The sequence below is a fragment of the Mycoplana sp. ABR4_002 genome (assembly GCF_056159645.1).
Genome location: NZ_JBSWVO010000001.1, coordinates 769,741 through 788,670, shown reverse-complemented (window position 1 = coordinate 788,670; position 18,930 = coordinate 769,741). Strand labels below are relative to the sequence as shown.

General features: G+C 64.8%; 14 protein-coding genes. 5 read left to right on the top strand and 9 right to left on the bottom strand.

The window, feature by feature from the left end:
• Positions 1-16: 16 nt before the first annotated feature.
• Complete coding sequence (locus tag ACXAGF_RS03780; protein WP_475014582.1) at positions 17-1,030, top strand: HAD family hydrolase; 1,014 nt, start codon at positions 17-19, stop codon at positions 1,028-1,030.
• 39 nt (positions 1,031-1,069) lie between these two features.
• On the top strand, positions 1,070-3,337 hold the full coding sequence (locus ACXAGF_RS03775) for a multiheme c-type cytochrome (protein WP_475019204.1): 2,268 nt from the start codon (positions 1,070-1,072) through the stop codon (positions 3,335-3,337).
• A gap of 21 nt (positions 3,338-3,358) precedes the next feature.
• On the opposite strand, the gene rfbC is transcribed toward ACXAGF_RS03775, so the two are convergent.
• From rfbC to ACXAGF_RS03730, 9 genes are all read right to left on the bottom strand, one after another.
• Entirely contained in the window at positions 3,359-3,916 is a 558-nt protein-coding gene (gene rfbC / locus ACXAGF_RS03770; RefSeq protein ID WP_475014580.1) for a dTDP-4-dehydrorhamnose 3,5-epimerase, read from the bottom strand.
• Positions 3,909-4,790 carry a glucose-1-phosphate thymidylyltransferase RfbA gene (gene rfbA / locus ACXAGF_RS03765; protein ID WP_475014579.1) on the bottom strand — a complete coding sequence of 294 codons (882 nt, stop codon included), beginning with the start codon at positions 4,788-4,790 and terminating at the stop codon, positions 3,909-3,911. The genes rfbC and rfbA overlap by 8 nt, the downstream gene beginning before the upstream one ends.
• Before the next feature lie 85 nt (positions 4,791-4,875).
• A complete protein-coding gene (locus tag ACXAGF_RS03760; RefSeq protein WP_475014577.1) occupies positions 4,876-6,024 on the bottom strand; it encodes a glycoside hydrolase in 1,149 nt (382 codons plus the stop codon).
• Entirely contained in the window at positions 5,999-7,171 is a 1,173-nt protein-coding gene (locus ACXAGF_RS03755; protein ID WP_475014576.1) for a polysaccharide pyruvyl transferase family protein, read from the bottom strand. Before ACXAGF_RS03755 ends, ACXAGF_RS03760 begins: the two co-directional genes overlap by 26 nt.
• Before the next feature lie 12 nt (positions 7,172-7,183).
• Positions 7,184-8,362 (bottom strand): polysaccharide pyruvyl transferase family protein, encoded by a 1,179-nt coding sequence (locus ACXAGF_RS03750; RefSeq protein WP_475014575.1) that lies wholly within the window; start codon positions 8,360-8,362, stop codon positions 7,184-7,186.
• Positions 8,363-8,400: 38 nt separating this feature from the next.
• Entirely contained in the window at positions 8,401-11,079 is a 2,679-nt protein-coding gene (locus ACXAGF_RS03745) for a glycosyltransferase (protein ID WP_475014574.1), read from the bottom strand.
• Positions 11,066-12,538, bottom strand: a complete 1,473-nt coding sequence (locus ACXAGF_RS03740; RefSeq protein ID WP_475014573.1) for a DUF6212 domain-containing protein — start codon at positions 12,536-12,538, stop codon at positions 11,066-11,068. The genes ACXAGF_RS03745 and ACXAGF_RS03740 overlap by 14 nt, the downstream gene beginning before the upstream one ends.
• A 215-nt stretch (positions 12,539-12,753) precedes the next feature.
• Positions 12,754-13,971, bottom strand: coding sequence for a glycosyltransferase family 4 protein (locus ACXAGF_RS03735; RefSeq protein ID WP_475014572.1), 1,218 nt, complete (start codon positions 13,969-13,971; stop codon positions 12,754-12,756).
• A gap of 37 nt (positions 13,972-14,008) precedes the next feature.
• Positions 14,009-14,578: a MarR family winged helix-turn-helix transcriptional regulator gene (locus ACXAGF_RS03730; protein ID WP_475014571.1), complete on the bottom strand. Its 570-nt coding sequence runs from the start codon at positions 14,576-14,578 to the stop codon at positions 14,009-14,011.
• Between the two features lie 197 nt (positions 14,579-14,775).
• Here ACXAGF_RS03730 and ACXAGF_RS03725 point away from each other — a divergent pair, with 197 nt between their 5' ends.
• From ACXAGF_RS03725 to ACXAGF_RS03715, 3 genes are all read left to right on the top strand, one after another.
• The gene (locus tag ACXAGF_RS03725) at positions 14,776-16,545 is read left to right on the top strand and encodes a type I secretion system permease/ATPase (protein WP_475014569.1); all 1,770 of its coding nucleotides are present in this window, start codon (positions 14,776-14,778) and stop codon (positions 16,543-16,545) included.
• Positions 16,542-17,942 carry an HlyD family type I secretion periplasmic adaptor subunit gene (locus ACXAGF_RS03720; protein WP_475014568.1) on the top strand — a complete coding sequence of 467 codons (1,401 nt, stop codon included), beginning with the start codon at positions 16,542-16,544 and terminating at the stop codon, positions 17,940-17,942. Before ACXAGF_RS03725 ends, ACXAGF_RS03720 begins: the two co-directional genes overlap by 4 nt.
• Positions 17,943-18,214: 272 nt before the next feature.
• On the top strand, positions 18,215-18,874 hold the full coding sequence (locus ACXAGF_RS03715) for a calcium-binding protein (protein WP_475014567.1): 660 nt from the start codon (positions 18,215-18,217) through the stop codon (positions 18,872-18,874).
• The last annotated feature ends 56 nt before the right edge of the window (positions 18,875-18,930 follow it).

Sequence of the window (18,930 nt, the reverse complement as noted above, 5' to 3'; positions counted from 1 at the left end):
TGACAAGGGGGGACCGATGCGCGCTTTCCGAAAACTGATCAGGGTGACCGGCGGCGCCGTGCTGGGCCTGGCCATCGGCCTGCTCGTCGCGACCGCGGTGCTGGCCCAGTCCGATCCGCTGCCGTCGTGGAACGACACCGATCCGAAGAAGGCCATCATCGCCTTCGTCGAGAAGGTCACGACCGAGAATACGCCCGACTTCGTCCCCGAGGCCGACCGCATCGCCGTCTTCGACAATGACGGCACACTCTGGGTCGAGCATCCGATGTACACTCAGCTCGCCTTCGCGCTCGAACGGGTGAAGGCACTGGCCCCGCAACATCCGGAATGGAAGAACCAGCAGCCCTTCAAGGCGGCGCTTGAGGGCGACGTCAAGGCGCTTGGGGCGTCCGGGGAGAAGGGGCTGCTCGAACTCGTCATGACGACCCATGCCGGCATGACCGTGGACGAGTTCCAGGCGATCGTGACCGACTGGCTCGCCGCCGCCCGAGCCCCGCGCTTTGATCGTCCCTATACCGACCTTGTGTACCAGCCAATGCTGGAGTTGCTGGACTACCTGCGGGCGAACGGCTTCAAGACCTTCATTGTCTCAGGCGGCGGCGTGGAGTTCATGCGCCCCTGGACCGAAACGGTCTATGGCGTGCCGCCGGAACAGGTGGTCGGTTCGTCCATCAAGACCGAGTTCATCACGCGGGACGGCATACCGGTGCTGCTCCGCCTGCCCGAGATCAACTTCATCGACGACAAGGCGGGCAAGCCAGTCGGCATCAACACCGCCATCGGTCGCCGACCGATCGCCGCCTTCGGCAATTCGGACGGCGATCTCCAGATGCTGCAGTGGACGACGCTCGGCGGCGCGACACCCCGTTTCGGGATGATCATTCATCACACCGACGCGGAGCGGGAATATGCCTACGATCGCGACACCGAGTTCGGCCGGCTGGACGAGGCGCTCGATGTTGCCCCGATCAACGGATGGATGGTCGTCGACATGAAGTCCGACTGGAAGCAGATATTTCCCCAGAAATGACGGCTTGGCACATGCGCGGCGGACGGAGGGCGGCGATTGGTGAAGACATTGCTGGCGGGCTTGAAAAGTGCGGTCGTCACCGGGTTGGCGCTGGCCATCCTGACATGGTCCGCCAGCGCCGAGGACCGTCCGGTCGATCCGCTGATCGCGCCGCATAAGGGGTTCGTGGACGAGGCGGTCTGCGCCTCCTGCCACGACGATCAGTCGACCGCCTTCGGAAAATCCCATCACGCCAGGGCGATGGCCGTTGCGGACGACACGACGGTTCTGGCGGATTTCGATGACACACGCTTCGAACACAATGGCGTCGTGACGCGATTTTTCCGCCGCGACGGACGTTACTTCGTCAGCACCGAAGGGGCGGACGGCGCGGGCGCCGAGTTCGAGGTGAAGTACACCTTCGGCTACGAACCGCTGCAGCAATATCTTGCCGATCTCGGCGACGGAAAACTGCAGGCGCTCGACATCGCCTGGGACACGAACAGGCGCGTGTGGTTCTGGCTCGGTGAGGGTTCCCCGGCGCGGCCGGGCTCGACCTACCACTGGACCGGTCCGTTCTATCGCTGGAACCGCACCTGCATCGACTGCCACTCCACTGATCCCCGCGCCAACTTCGAGGCTGACAGCGGCGGCTATCGCTCTTCCTACGTGGCGACCAGCATCGGATGCCAGTCCTGTCACGGCGGTGGCGCCCGCCACGTCGAACTGGCAACGGGCCGGGCCAAGGGCGCCGCGCCACAGTCGGACTGGGCCATGCCGAGCGTGGACATGGACGCCTGCCTTGGTTGCCATTCGAGGCGGATCAAGCTTGTCGACGGCTACGGCCCCGGCCAGGACTATCTCGACCATTTCTCGCCGGACCTGATGCGTCAGGAGCTGTATTTTTCGGACGGTCAGATCCTCGACGAGGTCTTCGAGTTCGGCTCCTTCATGCAGAGCCGGATGGCCCGGGCCGGCGTCGTCTGCATGGACTGCCATCTGCCACACGAGGGGGTCGTGCGCGTCGCCGGCAACGGGCTGTGCACGCAATGTCATTCCGAGGCGGGGTCCGACCGGTTCGAGGGCTTCGACCCCAAAGGCGCCTTCGACACCGTCGACCACACGCGGCACGCAGCGGGATCGGCGGGCGCGCAATGCGTCAACTGCCACATGCCCGCGCGCACCTACATGAAGGTCGATCCGCGTCGCGACCACGCCTTCGTCATCCCGCGTCCCGACCTCTCCGAAATCCACGGTACGCCGAACGCTTGCACGTCCTGCCATCAGGACCGGACGAACGCCTGGGCCGCGGCACAGATGGACGCCTGGTACGGCACCGCGTGGCGACAGCGCGAAACCATCGCCCACGCTTTTGCGGCGGCAGCCACAAGCGCGCCGGGCGCGGTTGAAGCGCTCCGCGCCTTCGTCGCGAACCGGGACCAGGCGCCCTTCGCCCGGGCGAGCGCGGTGACCGAGATCGCGAGACTGGGTGGCCCGGCCGCGGCAGCCGATATCAAGGCCGCCGCCGAAGACCCCGAACCCCTCGTCCGGCTGGGGGCCGCACAGGCCGCTGCCAACCTGCCTCCCGATCAGAGACCGGCCGCAATGGCCGAACTGCTTGGCGACGAACGGCGGGCGGTGCGGGTGGCCGCGGCCGATGCGCTGGCCGGCGTCCAGGGCGAACTGCTGGGACATGCCCGCGCCGCCTTCGCCGCAGCCGCCGTAGACGTGTCCACCTACGCCGAGGCAAACGCCGACTTCGCCGAGGCGCGCGGACGGTACGGCCTGTTCCTTGCGGGCGGCGGCGACAAGGCAAAGGCCGAGCAAGTCCTGCAGCAGGCCGTCGCGCTCGACCCGACCCTGGCAGGAGCGCACGGCAACCTCGCCGAGTTCTACCGCATGGCCGGCGACAATACAAAATCCGAGCTCGCCTACCGGTCCGGCATCGCACAGGCGCCGAACAGCGCCGAGTTGCGCTACGGTCACGCGCTCGCGCTGGTGCGACTGAAGAACATGCCGGACGCCATGCAGGAGCTGGAAACCGCCGTCAGGCTCGATCCCGGCAACGCGCGCTACCGGATGACGTTCGCGATCGGCCTCGATTCGACGGGCCGGACGGCGGAGGCCTTTTCGCTGCTCGAGGGAAGCATCAGCGACCAGACGCACGATCCCGAACTGCTCGGCACGGCGATCGGCCTCGGCCTGAAGCTGGGCCGCTACGCCGAGACGCTGAAATACACGGAGCAAATGGCGCGGCTGCAGCCCGACAATGCGGAGGTCGCGGCCCTGTTGCAGAAGCTGCGAAGCGTGGCGGGACAAAACAGGTAGGGCAAGGCCGGCCCTGTCCCTTCACGCATCGCAGACGGCGGCGGCCGCAAGCGCCGGCGCATTGTGGTCCCTCGCCGACATGCGCAGGCGATCGATGCCGATCGGCCACTCGATGCCGATCTGCGGATCGTCGAAGCGGATGGCGCAATCATGGTCAGGCGAATAGAAGTCGCTCACCTTGTAGAGAACCTCGGTGTCCGGCTCCAACGTGACGAAGCCGTGCGCGAAGCCGGCGGGCACCAGCAGCTGGTTGCCTCTGGCGGCGGAAAGTTCGATACCGACCCATTTCGCAAATGTCGGCGAGTTCCTGCGAAGATCGACCGCCACATCAAAGATGCGCCCCCGCACGACCCTCACGAGCTTGGCCTGCGCCCGCGGAGGGAGCTGAAAATGCAATCCGCGCAGGGTCCCGGCGCTTGCGGAGGAAGAGTGGTTGTCCTGCACGAAGGCGAGGTCGATGCCGTGATCGGCCAGTCGGGCGGCGTTGTAGGCCTCGACAAAGAAGCCGCGATCGTCCGCGAACCGTCGCGGCGTCAGTTCGAGGACGCCCTCAAGGGCGAGCGGTCGGATTTCAAGCATGGGCGAGTTCCCGGATTCTCCGCTGCAGGTAGGCGGCATAGTCGGTCTGCCCGAGGAGCCGGGCCCGCGCCAGAACCTGATCCGCCGACACGTATCCGAGTTCGAAGGCGATTTCCTCCGGGCACATGATCTTCACGCCCTGGCGATGCTCGATGGTGCGCACGAAGGAGGCGGCATCGTGCAGGCTGTCATGCGTTCCCGTGTCGAGCCACGCATAGCCGCGGCCAAGCCGGCGGACGTGCAGATCGCCGCGCTCGAGGTAGGCCCTGTTGACGTCGGTGATCTCCAGTTCCCCGCGCCCGGATGGCCGGACGGCCGCCGCTATTTCGAGGACGTCGTTGTCGTAGAAGTAGAGGCCGGTCACCGCCCAGTTCGAACGGGGCCTGGCGGGCTTTTCCTCGATCGCCTCGGCCCTGCCGGTGAGGGCATTGAAGCTGACGACGCCGTAGCGGCTCGGCTGGTCGACGTGATAGGCGAAGATCGTGGCGCCCGACGTCCGCGCGGCAGCATCGCGGCAGATGTCTGCCAGGCCAGCGCCATAGAAGACATTGTCTCCCAGTATCAGCGCGACGGAGTCGTTTCCGACGAATTCGCGGCCGATGACGAAGGCCTCCGCCAGTCCGTTCGGGCGGGGCTGTTCCGCATAGGTGATCGAGAGGCCGAACTCGCTGCCGTCGCCGAGCAGCGTCTCGAACAAGGGCCGGTCCCTTGGCAAGGTGATCACCAGGATGTCGCGGATTCCCGCCAGCATAAGGGTACCGAGCGGATAATAGATCATCGGCTTGTCGTGCACCGGCAGCAGCTGTTTCGACACCGATATCGTCACGGGGTAGAGTCTGGTCCCGCTCCCGCCTGCCAAGATGATGCCTTTCATGCCACCTCTCCGGTTGCTGCGTTCCAGTCGGGCACAAGGCCGCCGCGCGCGGCCCGCAGCCCGGCGGAGAGCGAAACTCCGAGGATCATCGTGACGGCTCCTGGTCAAGGTCCGGGTCGGTCGCCGCCGCGCCGGCAGGACTGAGCGCGCCGCAACGCCAGATGCTGTACGCCGGCTGGGTATCCCAGTCGTAGTAGAAGGCCGCGGCCAGCCTGTTGGCCGCCATCATCTCCTCGAACACGCCGCGCACGGCTCGGATCGCCCCTTCCCGGTCGCGATCGTCGATCGGGCAGGACCTGGCAGTGTTAGCGATGCCCCACTCGGTGACCCAGCATGCCCTGCCCTCATCCGCCGGCCGACAGAAGTCGAGCACGGAGGCAATGTGGCGCTTGAGCTTTGGCCCGCTCTTCTGGCCGGGATAGAGATGTATGCCATAGCCGTCGACCAACTCGTCGATCCCGCGCTCGCGCAGGAGCGAAATGACCTCGCCGGGCTCGAGCCGCTCCATGCCGCGCCGGTCTGCCTCGCCGGTGCTCACATCGGACAGCCCCGCTGAAACGATGGCCGCGCCGCTGCTGTGCCTCGTCGCCTGCACCTCCTCGCGGGTGATCCGTACGACCTCGACATAGGTGTCGAGCCCGCGCGCGAACGCCGCGCCGTTGGCGATTTCGGCGGCCGCGCGCGGCGTGCGCCGGCCCGGTTCGGGATAGACCTCAAGGTCGCCGTTATAGGCGCTGTAGTTGATCTCGTTGCCGGGCTCGACGGCGTCGAGGCGAATACCCATGCCGTCCACGCGCCGCAGCGCTGCGCGCAGGTTCGCACGGTAGAGATCCGGATCCAGATCCGAAAGGCGTTCAACATCCCAGATGCGGCCATGGCCGCTGCGTCGCCTGTTGCCGTCCGGATAGTAGTCCTTGTTGGTGAGCTGGATCTCGAGCAGGATCCGCAGGCCAAGCCGGTCGGCGATCGCCAGCGCCTCGATGCTCCTGTCCACCGGCCGCGACAGCGAGAGCCTGACATGGGTGACGCCGCTCGCGGCAATCGCCTTCAGCACCCGTTCCTGCTCGGCGCGGGAAAGCCAGCCAAGGTTCACCCGGTTTACGCCGATCCGCTCCGGCGATGCCGCGACCGAAGGCGGGGCGAGCGGCGCGAACGCCAGCAGCGCGCACAGCAACAGCCCGCGCGCGCCACCCCGACCCTCGCGGCGGCTATAGCCCGATCTGCCCCAGGACATTGCGGAAGTTCGCCTCGCAAGCAGAGTAGCGGTCGATCACGGCCTGCGTGTCGATCTTGGCCAGGAAATTTTTGAGGTAGGCGCGCTTGTCGGCCTCCCGGTTCCAGGTCGCCGCCTCGATGTAGGGGAAGCCGATGAATTCCAGCATCTCGCGCATGCGGTCGTCGACCGCAATCATGAGCGCCGGCACGCCGGCCTGCATGCCGATGATGCAGCCGTGGAAGCGGCGGCCGAAGCACAGGTCCCGCGTCGACATCGAACCGCGCCACTGGTGCGTGTCGAAATAGACCAGCAATTCGTACTTCCTCTGCCACTTTTCCGAATGCTTGTATTCGGTGGGCCCGATGATGCGGCCGCTTGCCGGATCGTAGACGGGCTGGTTGTCGTCGCCGACCAGATCGAGGTTGTAGGCGACCACCTCATCCTGGATGACATAGGTCGCGACGCTGTCCGGCTTCAGCAGCGCGTGCGCATCGACGATCGTGTCGGCGACGCTGCCCAGATACCCGCCGAAGGCGATCTTCTGGGCGTCGGCAAGGTCCGGGTTGGCCAGTCCGGAGAGCGAGCGCCTCATCTCCCCGGCGGCGAAGTAGAGCGACGGGCAACCGGTCGGCTTGACGAACTTCATCCCTTGCTCGCGCAGGAACTCGGCGGTGAAGTAGCCGCGGGTCAGAAAGAAACTCTCCTTCTTCCGCAGCACGTCCAGGAACTTCAACGTGCCCGCCGGCAACTGCTCCTTCAACCCTTCCTTGCGCTGGATGCCGATGCCCATCACAACGACCGGCATGTCCAGCCTGGCGAAGATCTCAGCCTCCAGGTCGGCGGAGTAACCGGGCCGCAGGAGGTTGGCCGAGGCAAACACGCAGAGGTCGAACTCGCGGTTGACCTGGGCAAAGAGTTCGTCCGAACCCTGGTTGTTGGCAAGGTGCCAGAAGGGCAGATAGGTGACGTCATGACCGCGAAGGCTCTGCGCTGCGCCCTCGCCGATCAGGTAGTTGCCGGTGTTGGCAATCCGCCTGACCTGCGACAGCAAGTCCTTCTTGGTGCGGGTCTCGTCGAACGACGGTCGGTGCATGACGGTCGTGCCGGACACGCCGGCAATCGTCCGCTGCAGATATGACGGAATTCCTGTAAGCAAGATACGCATTACTAACCCCTGCTAGAGCCCGATGCCGATTTCGCGAAGCGTCACGCGGAAGGCGCGTTCGCGATCTGAGTAGCGGTCGACAAGCTCGGTCGTGTTGAGCGTTGCCAGATGGTCGGCGACGAAGGCGGCCCGATCCTCGGCCTTGTCGATATCGTTGATGTCAACGGCCGGAAGGCCGGTAAAGCCGAGCATCTCGCGCATCCGATCGTCGACGGCCACCATCAGGCTCGGAACCGCGGCCTGCATGGCGATGATCGAGCCGTGGAACCGGCGTCCGAGATTGAAGTCCATCGACGAGGCCCAGGCGCGCCACTGGTTGGTGTCGAAGAACGTGCGCACCTCGAACGGGCGCTTCAGCCGATCGGCGCCCGGATAGGCCAGCTCGCCGATCATCAGGCCCGAGGCCGAATCGTAGACACGACCTTCGTCGTTGGGCTCCACGCTCATATCGAAATGCAGGAACTCGTCCTGCACCACGTATTGCGGCACGGTTTCCTTCGGCGCCAGCGCATTGGCGTCGAGGATGGCGTCCTGATTGCCGCCGAGATAGCCGGAAAAAATCGTCCGCGCCTTGCCGATCTCCACGCTCGGCAGCCTTTTCAGCGACCGGCGCATGTTGTCGGGCATGAAATAGACCGAGGGGCAGCCGGTGGGGCGCACGAAGGAAAAGCCCTGGTCCTTCAGGAAGCCCGCGGTCTCGTAGCCGCGCGTCAGGAAGTAGTGCTCGCGCTCCTTCAGCACGGCCAGCAGACGCTTGGTGCCTTCCGGCAGCACGTTTTCGAGATCCTTGCGGCTTTGCAGGCCGATGCCGAGCATGACGATCGGCATGTTGAGGCGGCTCAGGACTTCTGCCTCGGCATCGGCCGAGAGCCCCTTGCGCAACAGGTTGGCGCAGGTGAAGACGCAGATGTCGAAATTGGCGTTGAACTCCTCCAGGCCGGCCCCGCTCTTGCTCAGATTGTAGAGGTGCCAGAACGGGACCTGCCTTGCATGCGGCGCAAGCGCCCGCAGGGCGCCTTCGCCGATGAGATAGTTCCCGGTGTTGCTGATGTTGCGAAGTTCCTGCAGGAAGTCTTCCTTCGACTCAGGCTGCTTCTGCCGCTCCGCATAGGAAACCGACAACCCGTGCGCGCCGTTGGCAAGGCGGGTGTAGTGACCAGGAATGCCCGTTACGAGAATCCTTGGACGCATTCGACTAGACCTTTCTGTTTCGCACGAGCGGCATGGCTTCAGCCCAACGCCGCCGTGACGGGACCTGCCGTCGCCTGCTCGCGAAAGATCGCGGCGCGCGACAGCGACGAATTGTTGACGGACTGATCACACCACGTCAGGAACTCGGAGAAGGATGAGGTCCAGGAGCGGCGCGCCGCCGTGCGGATGCATCCCTCCATCAGCGGCGCGAGCCTGCCGCGATTGTGCGCGATCTCCGCGATCACCCGCGCCATCTCCCGCACCACTTGGGGATCGGACGCAGCGTCGATGAGAATGCCGTCTTCGCCATCGACGATCAGTTCGTCGACGGCCCCGACCGCCGTGGCGATCGGCACGCAGCCGAGTTGCTGCGCCTCCGCGATCATCAGCGGCGCACCCTCCCAGCGCGACGGCATGACGAGCACATCGGCCCAACCCAATGCCTTGATCAGGTCCTTGCTGGCGAAGACGGGAGGGCGGACATCGACCCCGAGATCCTTCAGCCGCTCGGTCCAGGACACGGTCGAGTCGGCGAGGATCTCGCCGCCGATTGCGAGCGCGTCGAAGGGCACATCGGCGGCGCGCAGGTCGACGAGCGCGGCGGCCAACCGGTCGATACCCTTCTGCTGGTCGAGGCGGCCCATGTAAAGCAGCCGAAGCTGGTCGTCCTTGCGCTCGATTCGCCGGACAGCCAGAACGTCCGCCAGCGTCTTGGGCGGCACCGAGAAGCTCGCGCCGTTGGCCACGGCGAAGACCTTCTCGTGCGGGACGCCGAAGGAGTGAAGGTAGACCTTGAGCTGTTCGGAGCAGGTCAGGAAGGCATCGTAGCAATGCTCGTGGGCGATCGCGGCGAAGGGCTGCCCAGCCGGTCGCTTGAAGGCCGTGTTGTCGACGACGTGGAGGTAGCAGGCGGTGCGGGTTCCCTCCGAGCGCAGGCGCGCGATCAGCGGATGGACGGCCATCACGTGGTTGTTGATGACCAGGTCAAAGCCGGACAGCTGTCCCTTCAATGCCTCCCAGTCGACCGGATGACCCTCGGTGATGAAATCCTGTCCCAGGAAGGAACCGGTCGCCCCCCAGGCCGGAATGCCCGCGTCCCAGAAATGGATGAAGTCAAAGCTCGCGTCGAATTCGTCGATCACGTCCATCCGGGCCGTGCCGAGCACGAACAGGTGCGTCTCGTAGCCCGCCGCCTGCAATTCGCGTGCGGCGGCATAGATCACCTTCTCGGCCCCTCCGAACGAGGCGTTCGGCACAAGCAGTGCCGCCGTTCGCTTTCCCGCGCTGTGGCCGAGCGGGAGGACCGGCGAGCCGCCGATTTCCTTCCGCAGCGCCTTGTGCAACTCGGCGTAAGGCACGAGCCGTGCCGGGCGCCAGGTCCAGCGGCGGCCCGCCGTCCGGCGCAAGGGGCTGGACGCGATCGCATTGACGCAGTTGATCATCACCTGCTGCGGCGTAACGAGCGAGCGCCGTGGCAAGGTCCGTGGAAAGGGGAACCGCACCCTGAGAACCGTCGATGTCGGCCATACCTGTTGGCCGCCGATCGAAGCGAACCAGTCGAGCGCGTTGTTTTGGATCACGTCCTGGACGAGCGTGCTCGGCAGGAAGATCAGGTCGGCAGGGCCGATGTTCTGTGCGCCAGCCCCGTATGCGATCGGCTCGACCTTGCGTTGGGCGGCATCGTTGGCCAGCTGGACGAACACGACGTTGGCATTCTCGCTCAGCCGCTCTAGGTGGGCGAGCACGTTCGGAAGCATCCGCGAGCGCCGCAGCAAGTCGAGCGCCGCGCCGCTGCCGGCAATCATGAACGGCGGGAAGTGCACGTTGTCCGGCTCGCCGATATTGGCCCAGTAGGCCGGGATGATGTCGTCGAGACGCAGCATCGCCGGCGGCTTGGTCGGGTCGGTGAAGAACGAGAGTGCCGCATCCTCCGTCCGCGCGAACAGGTAGCGCGGGCACTCCTCGTGTTCGAAGTCTACCAGCATCGGCCGCTGGAACAGCGCCTTGTGACGCTTCCGCAGAAAGCTGACCGAGGTGGCGCGATCGCGATTGGCTTCTTTGAAGCGGCTTTCGGCGCGCAGCCGATACTCGAAGATGGTGTCGTGGCACGGGGCGCCGACGAAACCGTGATCGATGCAGGACAGCCAGAATTCCCAGTCCTCGAAGCCGTTCTGCCTGTCGTCGTTGAAGCGGACGCCGGCCTCGAAGACGTCGATCGAGATCATCGATCCGGTGTCGCAGATGTTGTCGGTGATGCAGTGGACCAGCCGTGAATAGCGGTTGCCGTAATGGGCGCGCCAGCTCACCGAGAAGGTGTCGATGTTGGTGTAGACCCAGCCGCAGCCACTGGAGCGCAGCTGACGGTACAGGGTCTCGATGGTACCGGGCAGGACCCGGTTGTCGGCATCGAGGAAATAGACGGCGCGGGCCTCGGGCAGATGCTCGAGCACATAGTCGATGGCGCGGTTGCGCGCCCCGCCCGGGCCGGCATTCCGCCCGAACACGACATGGATCGAGGGATGGGCGGCGGCAAACAGCAACAGCTGGTCGAAGGTCTCGTGTCGCGGATCGCCGTCGACCGAGACGACAATGGCAATCCGGCAGCTGCCCGTGTTCGCGGCGAGCACGGATTCGATGGCCTCCAGCGCGAGGGCGGCATGGCCGTAGAGCGGCATCGCCACCGCAACGAGATCCGGCAGGTCCCTATCGGCGGGCATCGGCGGCCTCCGCTGATTGCTTGACCAGCCTGAAACCCGACACCTTTAGCCAGGAGAAATCGACCGATTCCGTCACCGCCCGGCTGAGGATCAAGAGATCCATCGGGCCTCGCAGCGGCTCCTCAAGCTGGATGTTGACGTTGACGGATTGCTTGGCGCTGACTTCGCGCCATCCGCTGAAGAACGCCGACGGCCTGGCCGCGCCCTTGCGCGCCAGCTCGGCCACCTCGGAGCGCGCGTTCGAGTTGGCCGGGGCGAGAAGGAAGCTGACCGCGGCCGGCGCTCCCTGGGGATGGTCGATGATGGCGCTGGCCGAGAACGAGATCGTGCCGGGCTCCACGGCGCGACTGATGGCACCGGCGGAAATGCCGCTCGGAAGCGGGTGGCAGACGACCGCATGCTCATGCTCCAGGTACCGTACGGTCTGGAACTCCGGCACGATCGGCGTGACCGATACGTCGGCGATCTGGCTCATCGCATCGACCGCCAGCCGGTAGTCGACGATGAATTGGCCCTCGAGCAGATTGCTTGGGGCGATCATGTTGGGCACGGCGGCGGGTTTGACCCCGGGCAGACCGGTAAACACGCGGAAGGCCAGCGGGCGGAGGTCAAGGTCGGGATGCGGTTGCTCCGACCGCGCCGAGTAGCGCTCGCCGGCGATCGGGTAGCCGAGCGACAGGCCAACCGTCTCGGGGCCGGTCGCGGAAACTCTCAGACGCAGGGTTCGCGCTGCTCCTCCGCAGGCCCGCGGCAGCGAGAAGAAGTTCCAGTTCGGGACGAGCTGGGCGTAGGGCACGGTCCACTCGGCCACCCCCTCGCCGCTTTCAAGATAGCTCAACGCCACGACCATTTCGCCGCTCGCCTTCGGCACCGAATGCAGGTGCAGCGCGAAGCCGGCCACGCCGAGGCTGGAGATCGGCAGAAGCTGCTCGATGTAGGCGTTCGCGAGCAGTTGCCCGATGCCCTCGTCCTTGGGGTCCGAGTAGGGATCGTGGGCGAACGCCTCTGCGACCGGCTCCCAGCTGCGCGCCTGAAAGGCATCCTCGAGGGCGCGGTAGTTTTCCAACAACGTTTCGCGCTCGCGCCGCAGGAGGGCAAGCTCGGAGGTGAGCGAGGCACTGTAGCGCGCCAGCCTCCCGAGCCCGCCCTCGATCAGGCCGCGCAGCAGCGCAAGACTCTCCGCCATGTTCGCGGGGTCAAGCCGCTGGATCGGGGGCTCGGGAACGCTTCCCATCGACCGAACCGCGGCCAGGCTTTCACGCAGGCCCGCCTCGCCCTCGTCGGAAAACGCTACGGCAATCAAGGGAAACGCGTTCTTCAGCAGGACCGGAGCCCGCCCGTCCTCTTCCAGACGGACGACCAGATGCTCGATCTCGCTTCCCACGATCCTTGGCCAGTCCCGTTCCGAGACCGCCACCAGCCTCCTCGTTCCCAACCGCTGGCCCACACCAGGAGACATCAGATCTTGCACGCACCGCCTCAAAAATAAAATTGACGCCTGAACAGAAATCTAACAGTTAAATTCGGAACTGATCCGGATTGAACCATCATCATCCAAATACGTAACAACTATTTTTGCAACGCACAATAAGAAAATACGAAGCGAATCACACAAACAACTTCATATATACTTCAAAAATAGAAGCAATTGCTTCATTTCGGGAAAGTGCACCCCTAGAGCTTCATGACCTGCGCCAGCGCATTCATCTGGCGGTCGAGGCAGTCCTGCAGCCGGAAGCGCCGCTCAACCGTCTGCCGCGCGGCGATCCGCAAGGAGGCCATGGCAGCGGGGTTCGCCACCGCATCGATGACGGCGTCCGCCAGCGCATCTGTGTCGAAAAAGGGCACCAGCAGGCCGTTGGCACCGGACTGGATCACCTCCTGGACGGGGGCGGTGTCCGAACCGATGACGAGACTGCCGCAGGCCATCGCCTCGAGCACCGACCAGGACAGCACGAAGGGATAGGTCAGGTAGAGGTGGGCGGCCGAGATCTGATAGAGCTGCCGCAGCACCGAATGCGGCACCACACCAGGGAAGATGGCGTTCCCGCGCGGCAGGTCGAGCGAGGCAAGCAGATGATCCTTCCACGACCCCCCGCCGGGCGGCGGCGCGCCATAGCTGACACCATCCCCGCCGACAAAGACGAACAGTGTGTCGGGGCGCTTCCGCACCACCTTGGCGGCAGCCTGCAGGGCCTGGGGAAATCCGCGATACGGTTCGAGATCGCGTGCGACATAGGTGACGATGGGCGGGCCGCCGGCGGTGAGCACGCGACCGTCAGCAAGGGTAACGGAGGCCGCGGGATCGGGCCGAAAGCGATTCGTGTCGACTCCCTCGTGCCCGACCGAGATGCGCGCCTGGGCGTCGAGCGGATAGAGGCTTCGCTGCCATTCCGTCGGGCTGATGCCGCCGTCCATCGCCTCCAGCGTCAGGAGCTGGGCGGCGTTGCGCAACCGTAGCCTCTTGCGCGTGTCCGCGTCGGGCCGGTCGCCCGGGGCGAAGCCGACGTCCGCCCCTTCGGCCCGATAGAAGAACTCGCAATATCCGAGCATGGGCACGGCAGGCATCACGTCCTTCACGAACATCATGCTGCCCCAGCCGATATGTCCAAAGACGACATCCGGCGCCAGTCCCTGCCGCACCATCGCATCAACCGTTTCGGCGACACGATGCCCGATCCGCGCGTGATGGTCGGGAACGCCCATATGGCGGGCCATGGTTCCGTTGGCGGCCGGAACCGGCTCCGCCCGATGCCGGATGACTCGGACGGCGGGAATCCTCTGGTCGATGGTCTCGGTTACGAGACTGACCTCATTGCCCGCCTGCGCCAGATGGCCGGCCAGGGCGGCGAACTGGCCGAAGCCGCGCCGGTGAACAAATGCCACATGCATCGCGTCTAGCTCGCAACAGACCGCCGTAGCCGCGCGCTCAAACCCGGTAGCGCGAGGCACTGCCCCAGACCAACTCGACCTGGTGCAGCGTGTGGAACGCTGTCTCGAGGATGCGCTGGTCGTCGTCGCCGCGATTGAGGGTACGCTCATAGGCCATCGAAGCGTCCCGGAGATCGGCCCTGAGCCGTTGCCCCTTTTCAGTCAGCCGGATGCGGGCGGAACGCTTGTCGCGCCGGGAGGCAACGCGATCGATATAGTCACCGTCGGCCAACTGCTTCAGGTAGTAGGAAACATTGGAGCCGACATAGTGTCCGCGGTCCAGAAGTTCGGCAACCGAAAGTTCAGCATCGCCGATGGCGAGCAGAACCATCGCCTGGGCCGGTCCGATATCGTCCACGCGAAGCTTTGTCAGCTCCGCCCGAACTAGACCCGAGAACCGCCGGCTTGCCCGCTCCATGAGGCGACCGAGTTCAAAATAGGTAATCTGCGGGCAATCCGACGGGTCAGATTCCGGCCCGGTGGCATTCTGAGCCGACTGATCGCCGTCTTCAGATCTCGAAACATCATTAAGTTCCACGGACGGGTAGAGCACAACTTCATCCTTCATCCCACACTCCATTTCAGAAAATTACTTCAAATTTCGAAGTAATCTTCAAATATGCCCCATTCCCCCCGAATAACCTGAGCTTGCACAAACACTGATTCTTGTGCCACATTGACAGCAACAATACTATGTACCTGTTCAAAAATAAGCCAAACTTCCTTCGTCAGATGGCCGTAACGTTAACTTCAGGCAAATCGCACATGCGTGATACTGTTCAAAATGAGACAAGAAGCAAGCGGCAAAATTTGGGAGGACTGCCACAGAATGGCCCGATCAATCCCGGGTTGTTAATACTGCAAGCAAAGCGGGTATTTTTGGCCGCATTGCTGTATGCCGCCGCACTCAGCGTCTGCATCAACCTGCTGCAGCTGACTATGCCGCTGTTCATGCTGCAGGTTCATGACAGGGTTCTCAACAGCCAGAGCGTCGACACGCTGACGATGCTGACGGTCCTGGCGATCGGCGCACTGGTGGTATTCGGCATCCTGGAGTTCATCCGCGCGCTGTCGTTCCAGGCGATGGGCGGCGTCGTCGTGCGCTGGCTGAACATGCCGGTGCTCACTGCCGCGGTGCAGGCCTCGGTCGACCAGGGCCTCGCCCGCGCCACGCAGTCGCTGCGCGACCTGGCGGAGTTGCGAAGCTTCCTGACCTCCTCGGCCGTGGGCGCGCCGCTCGATGCCGCATGGTCGCCGATCTTTCTGGGCGCACTCTTCCTGCTGCACCCGCTGTTCGGCCTCGTCGGCGCGATTTCGGTGGCGCTGCTGCTTTGCTGCGGCCTGATCACCGACATGCTGACACGACAACTGACCCGGGAAGCCAACCAGACCAACATAGAGGCCCTGTCGAAGATCGGGGCCTCGTTGCGGCATGCCGAGGCGATCGAGGCGATGGGCATGCTGCCGGCGCTGGCGCAGCGCTGGCGCGCCCTGCAGTTGCAGGCCCTTAGCGCCTTCGAGGCGAGCGGCGGCAGAAGCAAGGCGATGACGTCGATCACCCGCAGCCTGCGCTATTCGATCCAGATCGCCACGCTGGCGGTCGGAGCCTTGCTGGTGCTGGAGCAGGAAATCACGCCCGGCGCGATGATGGCGGCGAGCATCCTCGTCGGGCGCCTCCTGATCCCGTTCGATTCGATTATCGACAACTGGCGGCAGTGGGTCCTGGCAATCGCCGGCTGGCGCCGGCTGGAGGCTGCGCTGAAGGAGGACCTGGCGGTGCGCCAGACCATGCCGACCCCGCATACCGGCGGCGACCTCGTGGTCGACAGGCTGGTCTACGCGCCTCCCGGCATGGATGTTCCGATCATCAAGGGCATCTCGTTTTCGCTCTCGCCAGGCGAGGTGCTGGGCGTGATCGGTCCCTCGGCGGCCGGCAAGTCAACGCTCGCGCGGCTGCTGGTGGGCATCCTGCGCCCCACCGCGGGCGGCGTCTTCCTCGACGGACACAACGCCTATCTTTGGGAGCGTGGCTCGTTCGGCCAGGTGGTCGGCTACCTGCCACAGTCGGTCTCGCTGCTCGAGGGCACGATCCGGGAAAACATCGCCCGGATGGAGGAAAGCGATCCGCACAAGGTGCTGGAGGCGGCGCGGCTGGCCGATGTCCACGACATGATCGGGCGGCTGCCGCTGGGCTACGACACCCCGGTCGGCGACGGCCACCTGACCCTTTCCGGCGGGCAGCGGCAGCGCATCGCGCTGGCGCGCTGCCTCTACAACCGACCCCGCCTGATCGTGCTCGACGAGCCCAACGCCAATCTCGATTCGCTCGGCGAGCGGGCGCTGATCCGCGCCATCGAGCAGGCGCGCAACGACGGCGCCATCGTGATCATGATTGCGCACCGGCCGACCATCATGCAGGCCGCCGACAAGCTGTTGGTCCTGGAAAACGGTCGCATCACCCAATACGGACCGAGGACGGACGTGGTGGCCGCCACGACGCCCGGCGAAACCCGCCGCGAGGTGACCGCGCGATGACAAGCAAGCCTCCCGTACCAGCGCCCTCCGCCGCGCCCGAAAGCCGGCTGCAACTGCACGGACGGGTTCCGCCGGGCACAAATCCGCCGGTCCTTTCCCTCGACGACAGCGAAGTGCGATCGCCGCTGCGTCGCCTCGTCGTTGCCGGGCTCGCGACAGTCCTGGTGTCGTTCGGCGGCTTCTTCGGGTGGGCGTTCTCGACCGAACTCAGCAGCGCCACGGTTGCCAATGGCACCGTCATCGTCGACTCCAAGCGGAAGACCATCAGCCATTTCGAAGGCGGCGTGATGAGCCGGCTGCTGGTGCAGGAGGGCGACCAGGTGTCTGCGGGCCAGCCGCTGATCGAGATGGAGGACACCCGGGCCCGCTCCAACCTGCAGGCGCTGCGAAGCCGGCGCATCGGCCTGATCGCGAAGCTGGCCCGGCTGAAGGCCGAACAGGCGGGCGCGCCGGAGATCGGGTTCCCCGAGGAGTTCAACGAACCCCGCGACGCCGTGGTCGACGATGCCGTCAAGGCGGAGAACGTGTTCTTCGAGAAGCGGCGCGAGGCCAAGCGCGACCGCGCCGAGGTCCAGGGAAAGACCATCGAAGAGCATCTGGAGCAAGCCAAGTCGCTCGCGACCCAGGTCCAGGCCACCGACCGGCAGATCGAACTCGTCAGCGAGCACCGCGCGGCGATCGCGACCCTCGTGGAAAAGGGGGTCTCCCCACGCACGCAACTGATCGAAGTCGACACCAAGCTCAGCGAACTCGCCAGGACGCGGGGCGAACTTGCCGGCGACAAGGCGCGGGCGGAGAAGGCAAAGGCGGGCGCCCAGCTGGCGCTGACCGGCATCGAAAGCGAGTTCCAGTCGACGATCGCCGGGGAGATCACGACGGCACGGGTCGAGCTTGCGGATGTCGAGGAACAGATCAAGTCGGCCGAGGATGTGTTGCGGCGCCTGGAGATCCGCTCGCCGCAGGCCGGCATTGTCAGCAATATCTGGCTGCGCACGCCCGGCAGCGCCATCACGCCGGGTCAGCCGCTGCTCGAAATCGTGCCGGAAAACGAGCCGCTGCTGGTCGAGGTGCGCGTGAACCCGCGCGACATCGACAGCGTCGCGGTCGGCTCGCCGACGCAGGTTCGCCTGACGGCCTACAATCAGCGGTCCCGGTTGCCGCTCGAGGGAACCATCACCTATGTCGCCGCGGACCAGTCCGTCGACGAAAGCTCGAACACCGCCTTCTTCGTCGCACGCGCAAAGATCGAGGCGACGTCGCTCGCCGGCAACAGCGACGTGCGGCTCTATCCCGGAATGCCCGCCGAGGTGCTGATCATTCACAAATCGCGCCGCGCCATCGACTACCTCACCTCGCCCGTGGTCGACAGCTTCAATCGCGCGTTCAGGGAAGACTGACCCCGCACCCTTGAAACCGAGCATTCGCGGTAATTTGCTTCAATTTTTGAAGCAAATTACCGCGACAATGGTTATTCATTATAAGCATTCACGAATTATTACTTCCTCAATATCTTAAAATGGGTCATTTTCTACAGTAAATGACACAAAGAATCCTTATTTATTCTCGGAATTAGACTTGCACCGCATTATTTTGCAGTGCACACTCCCCCCCGCGCAGACCTCGGCCAACGCCGAAAGCGCATGCACATAAACCTGAAGAGGAGAGGCAAATGGCCACGTTGGAAGGCGGCGCATATGACGACGCACTATTCGGCTCTCGCTTCAACGATTTCATCCGTGCCCATGGCGGCGATGACTTCGTGAGCGGGGACGACGGGGATGACATCATCCTCGGTGAAGAAGGTGACGACCTGCTGTTCGGCGGGAAGGGAAATGACGCCCTGTTCGGCGGCGAGGGTGACGACCTGCTGAACGGCGAGAAGGGCGATGACATGCTGGTCGGCGGCTGGGGCGACGACCTGTTGTACGGCGACAAGGGCAACGACGTCCTGCTCGGCGGACAGGGCAACGACCTTCTGTCTGGCGGCAAGGGCAATGACGTGCTCATTGGCGGCGACGGTGCCGACATTATCGACGGCGGCGCCGGCAACGACATCATGACCGGCGGCGCCGGCCATGACATCTTCGTGTTCGACGGTGGCGGTGGCAATGACGTCATCCTCGACTTCACGCCCGGCGAAGATCTGCTGCAGATCTCCAAGGGCATCAACGGACTCGACGTGTCTTCGCCCGAAGACCTGGCCTCGCGCATCACGCAGGTTGGCGGCAACGTCATCGTGGACCTCGGCCATGGCGACACGCTGACCCTCGTCAACGTCGATGCCGACGACATCCAGGCCAACCCCGAAAACTATTTCACGGTTCACTAAGCGTGACCTCGGCGCGCCCTGCATCCTCCCGTGGGGCGCGCGCATCCCAACCCAGA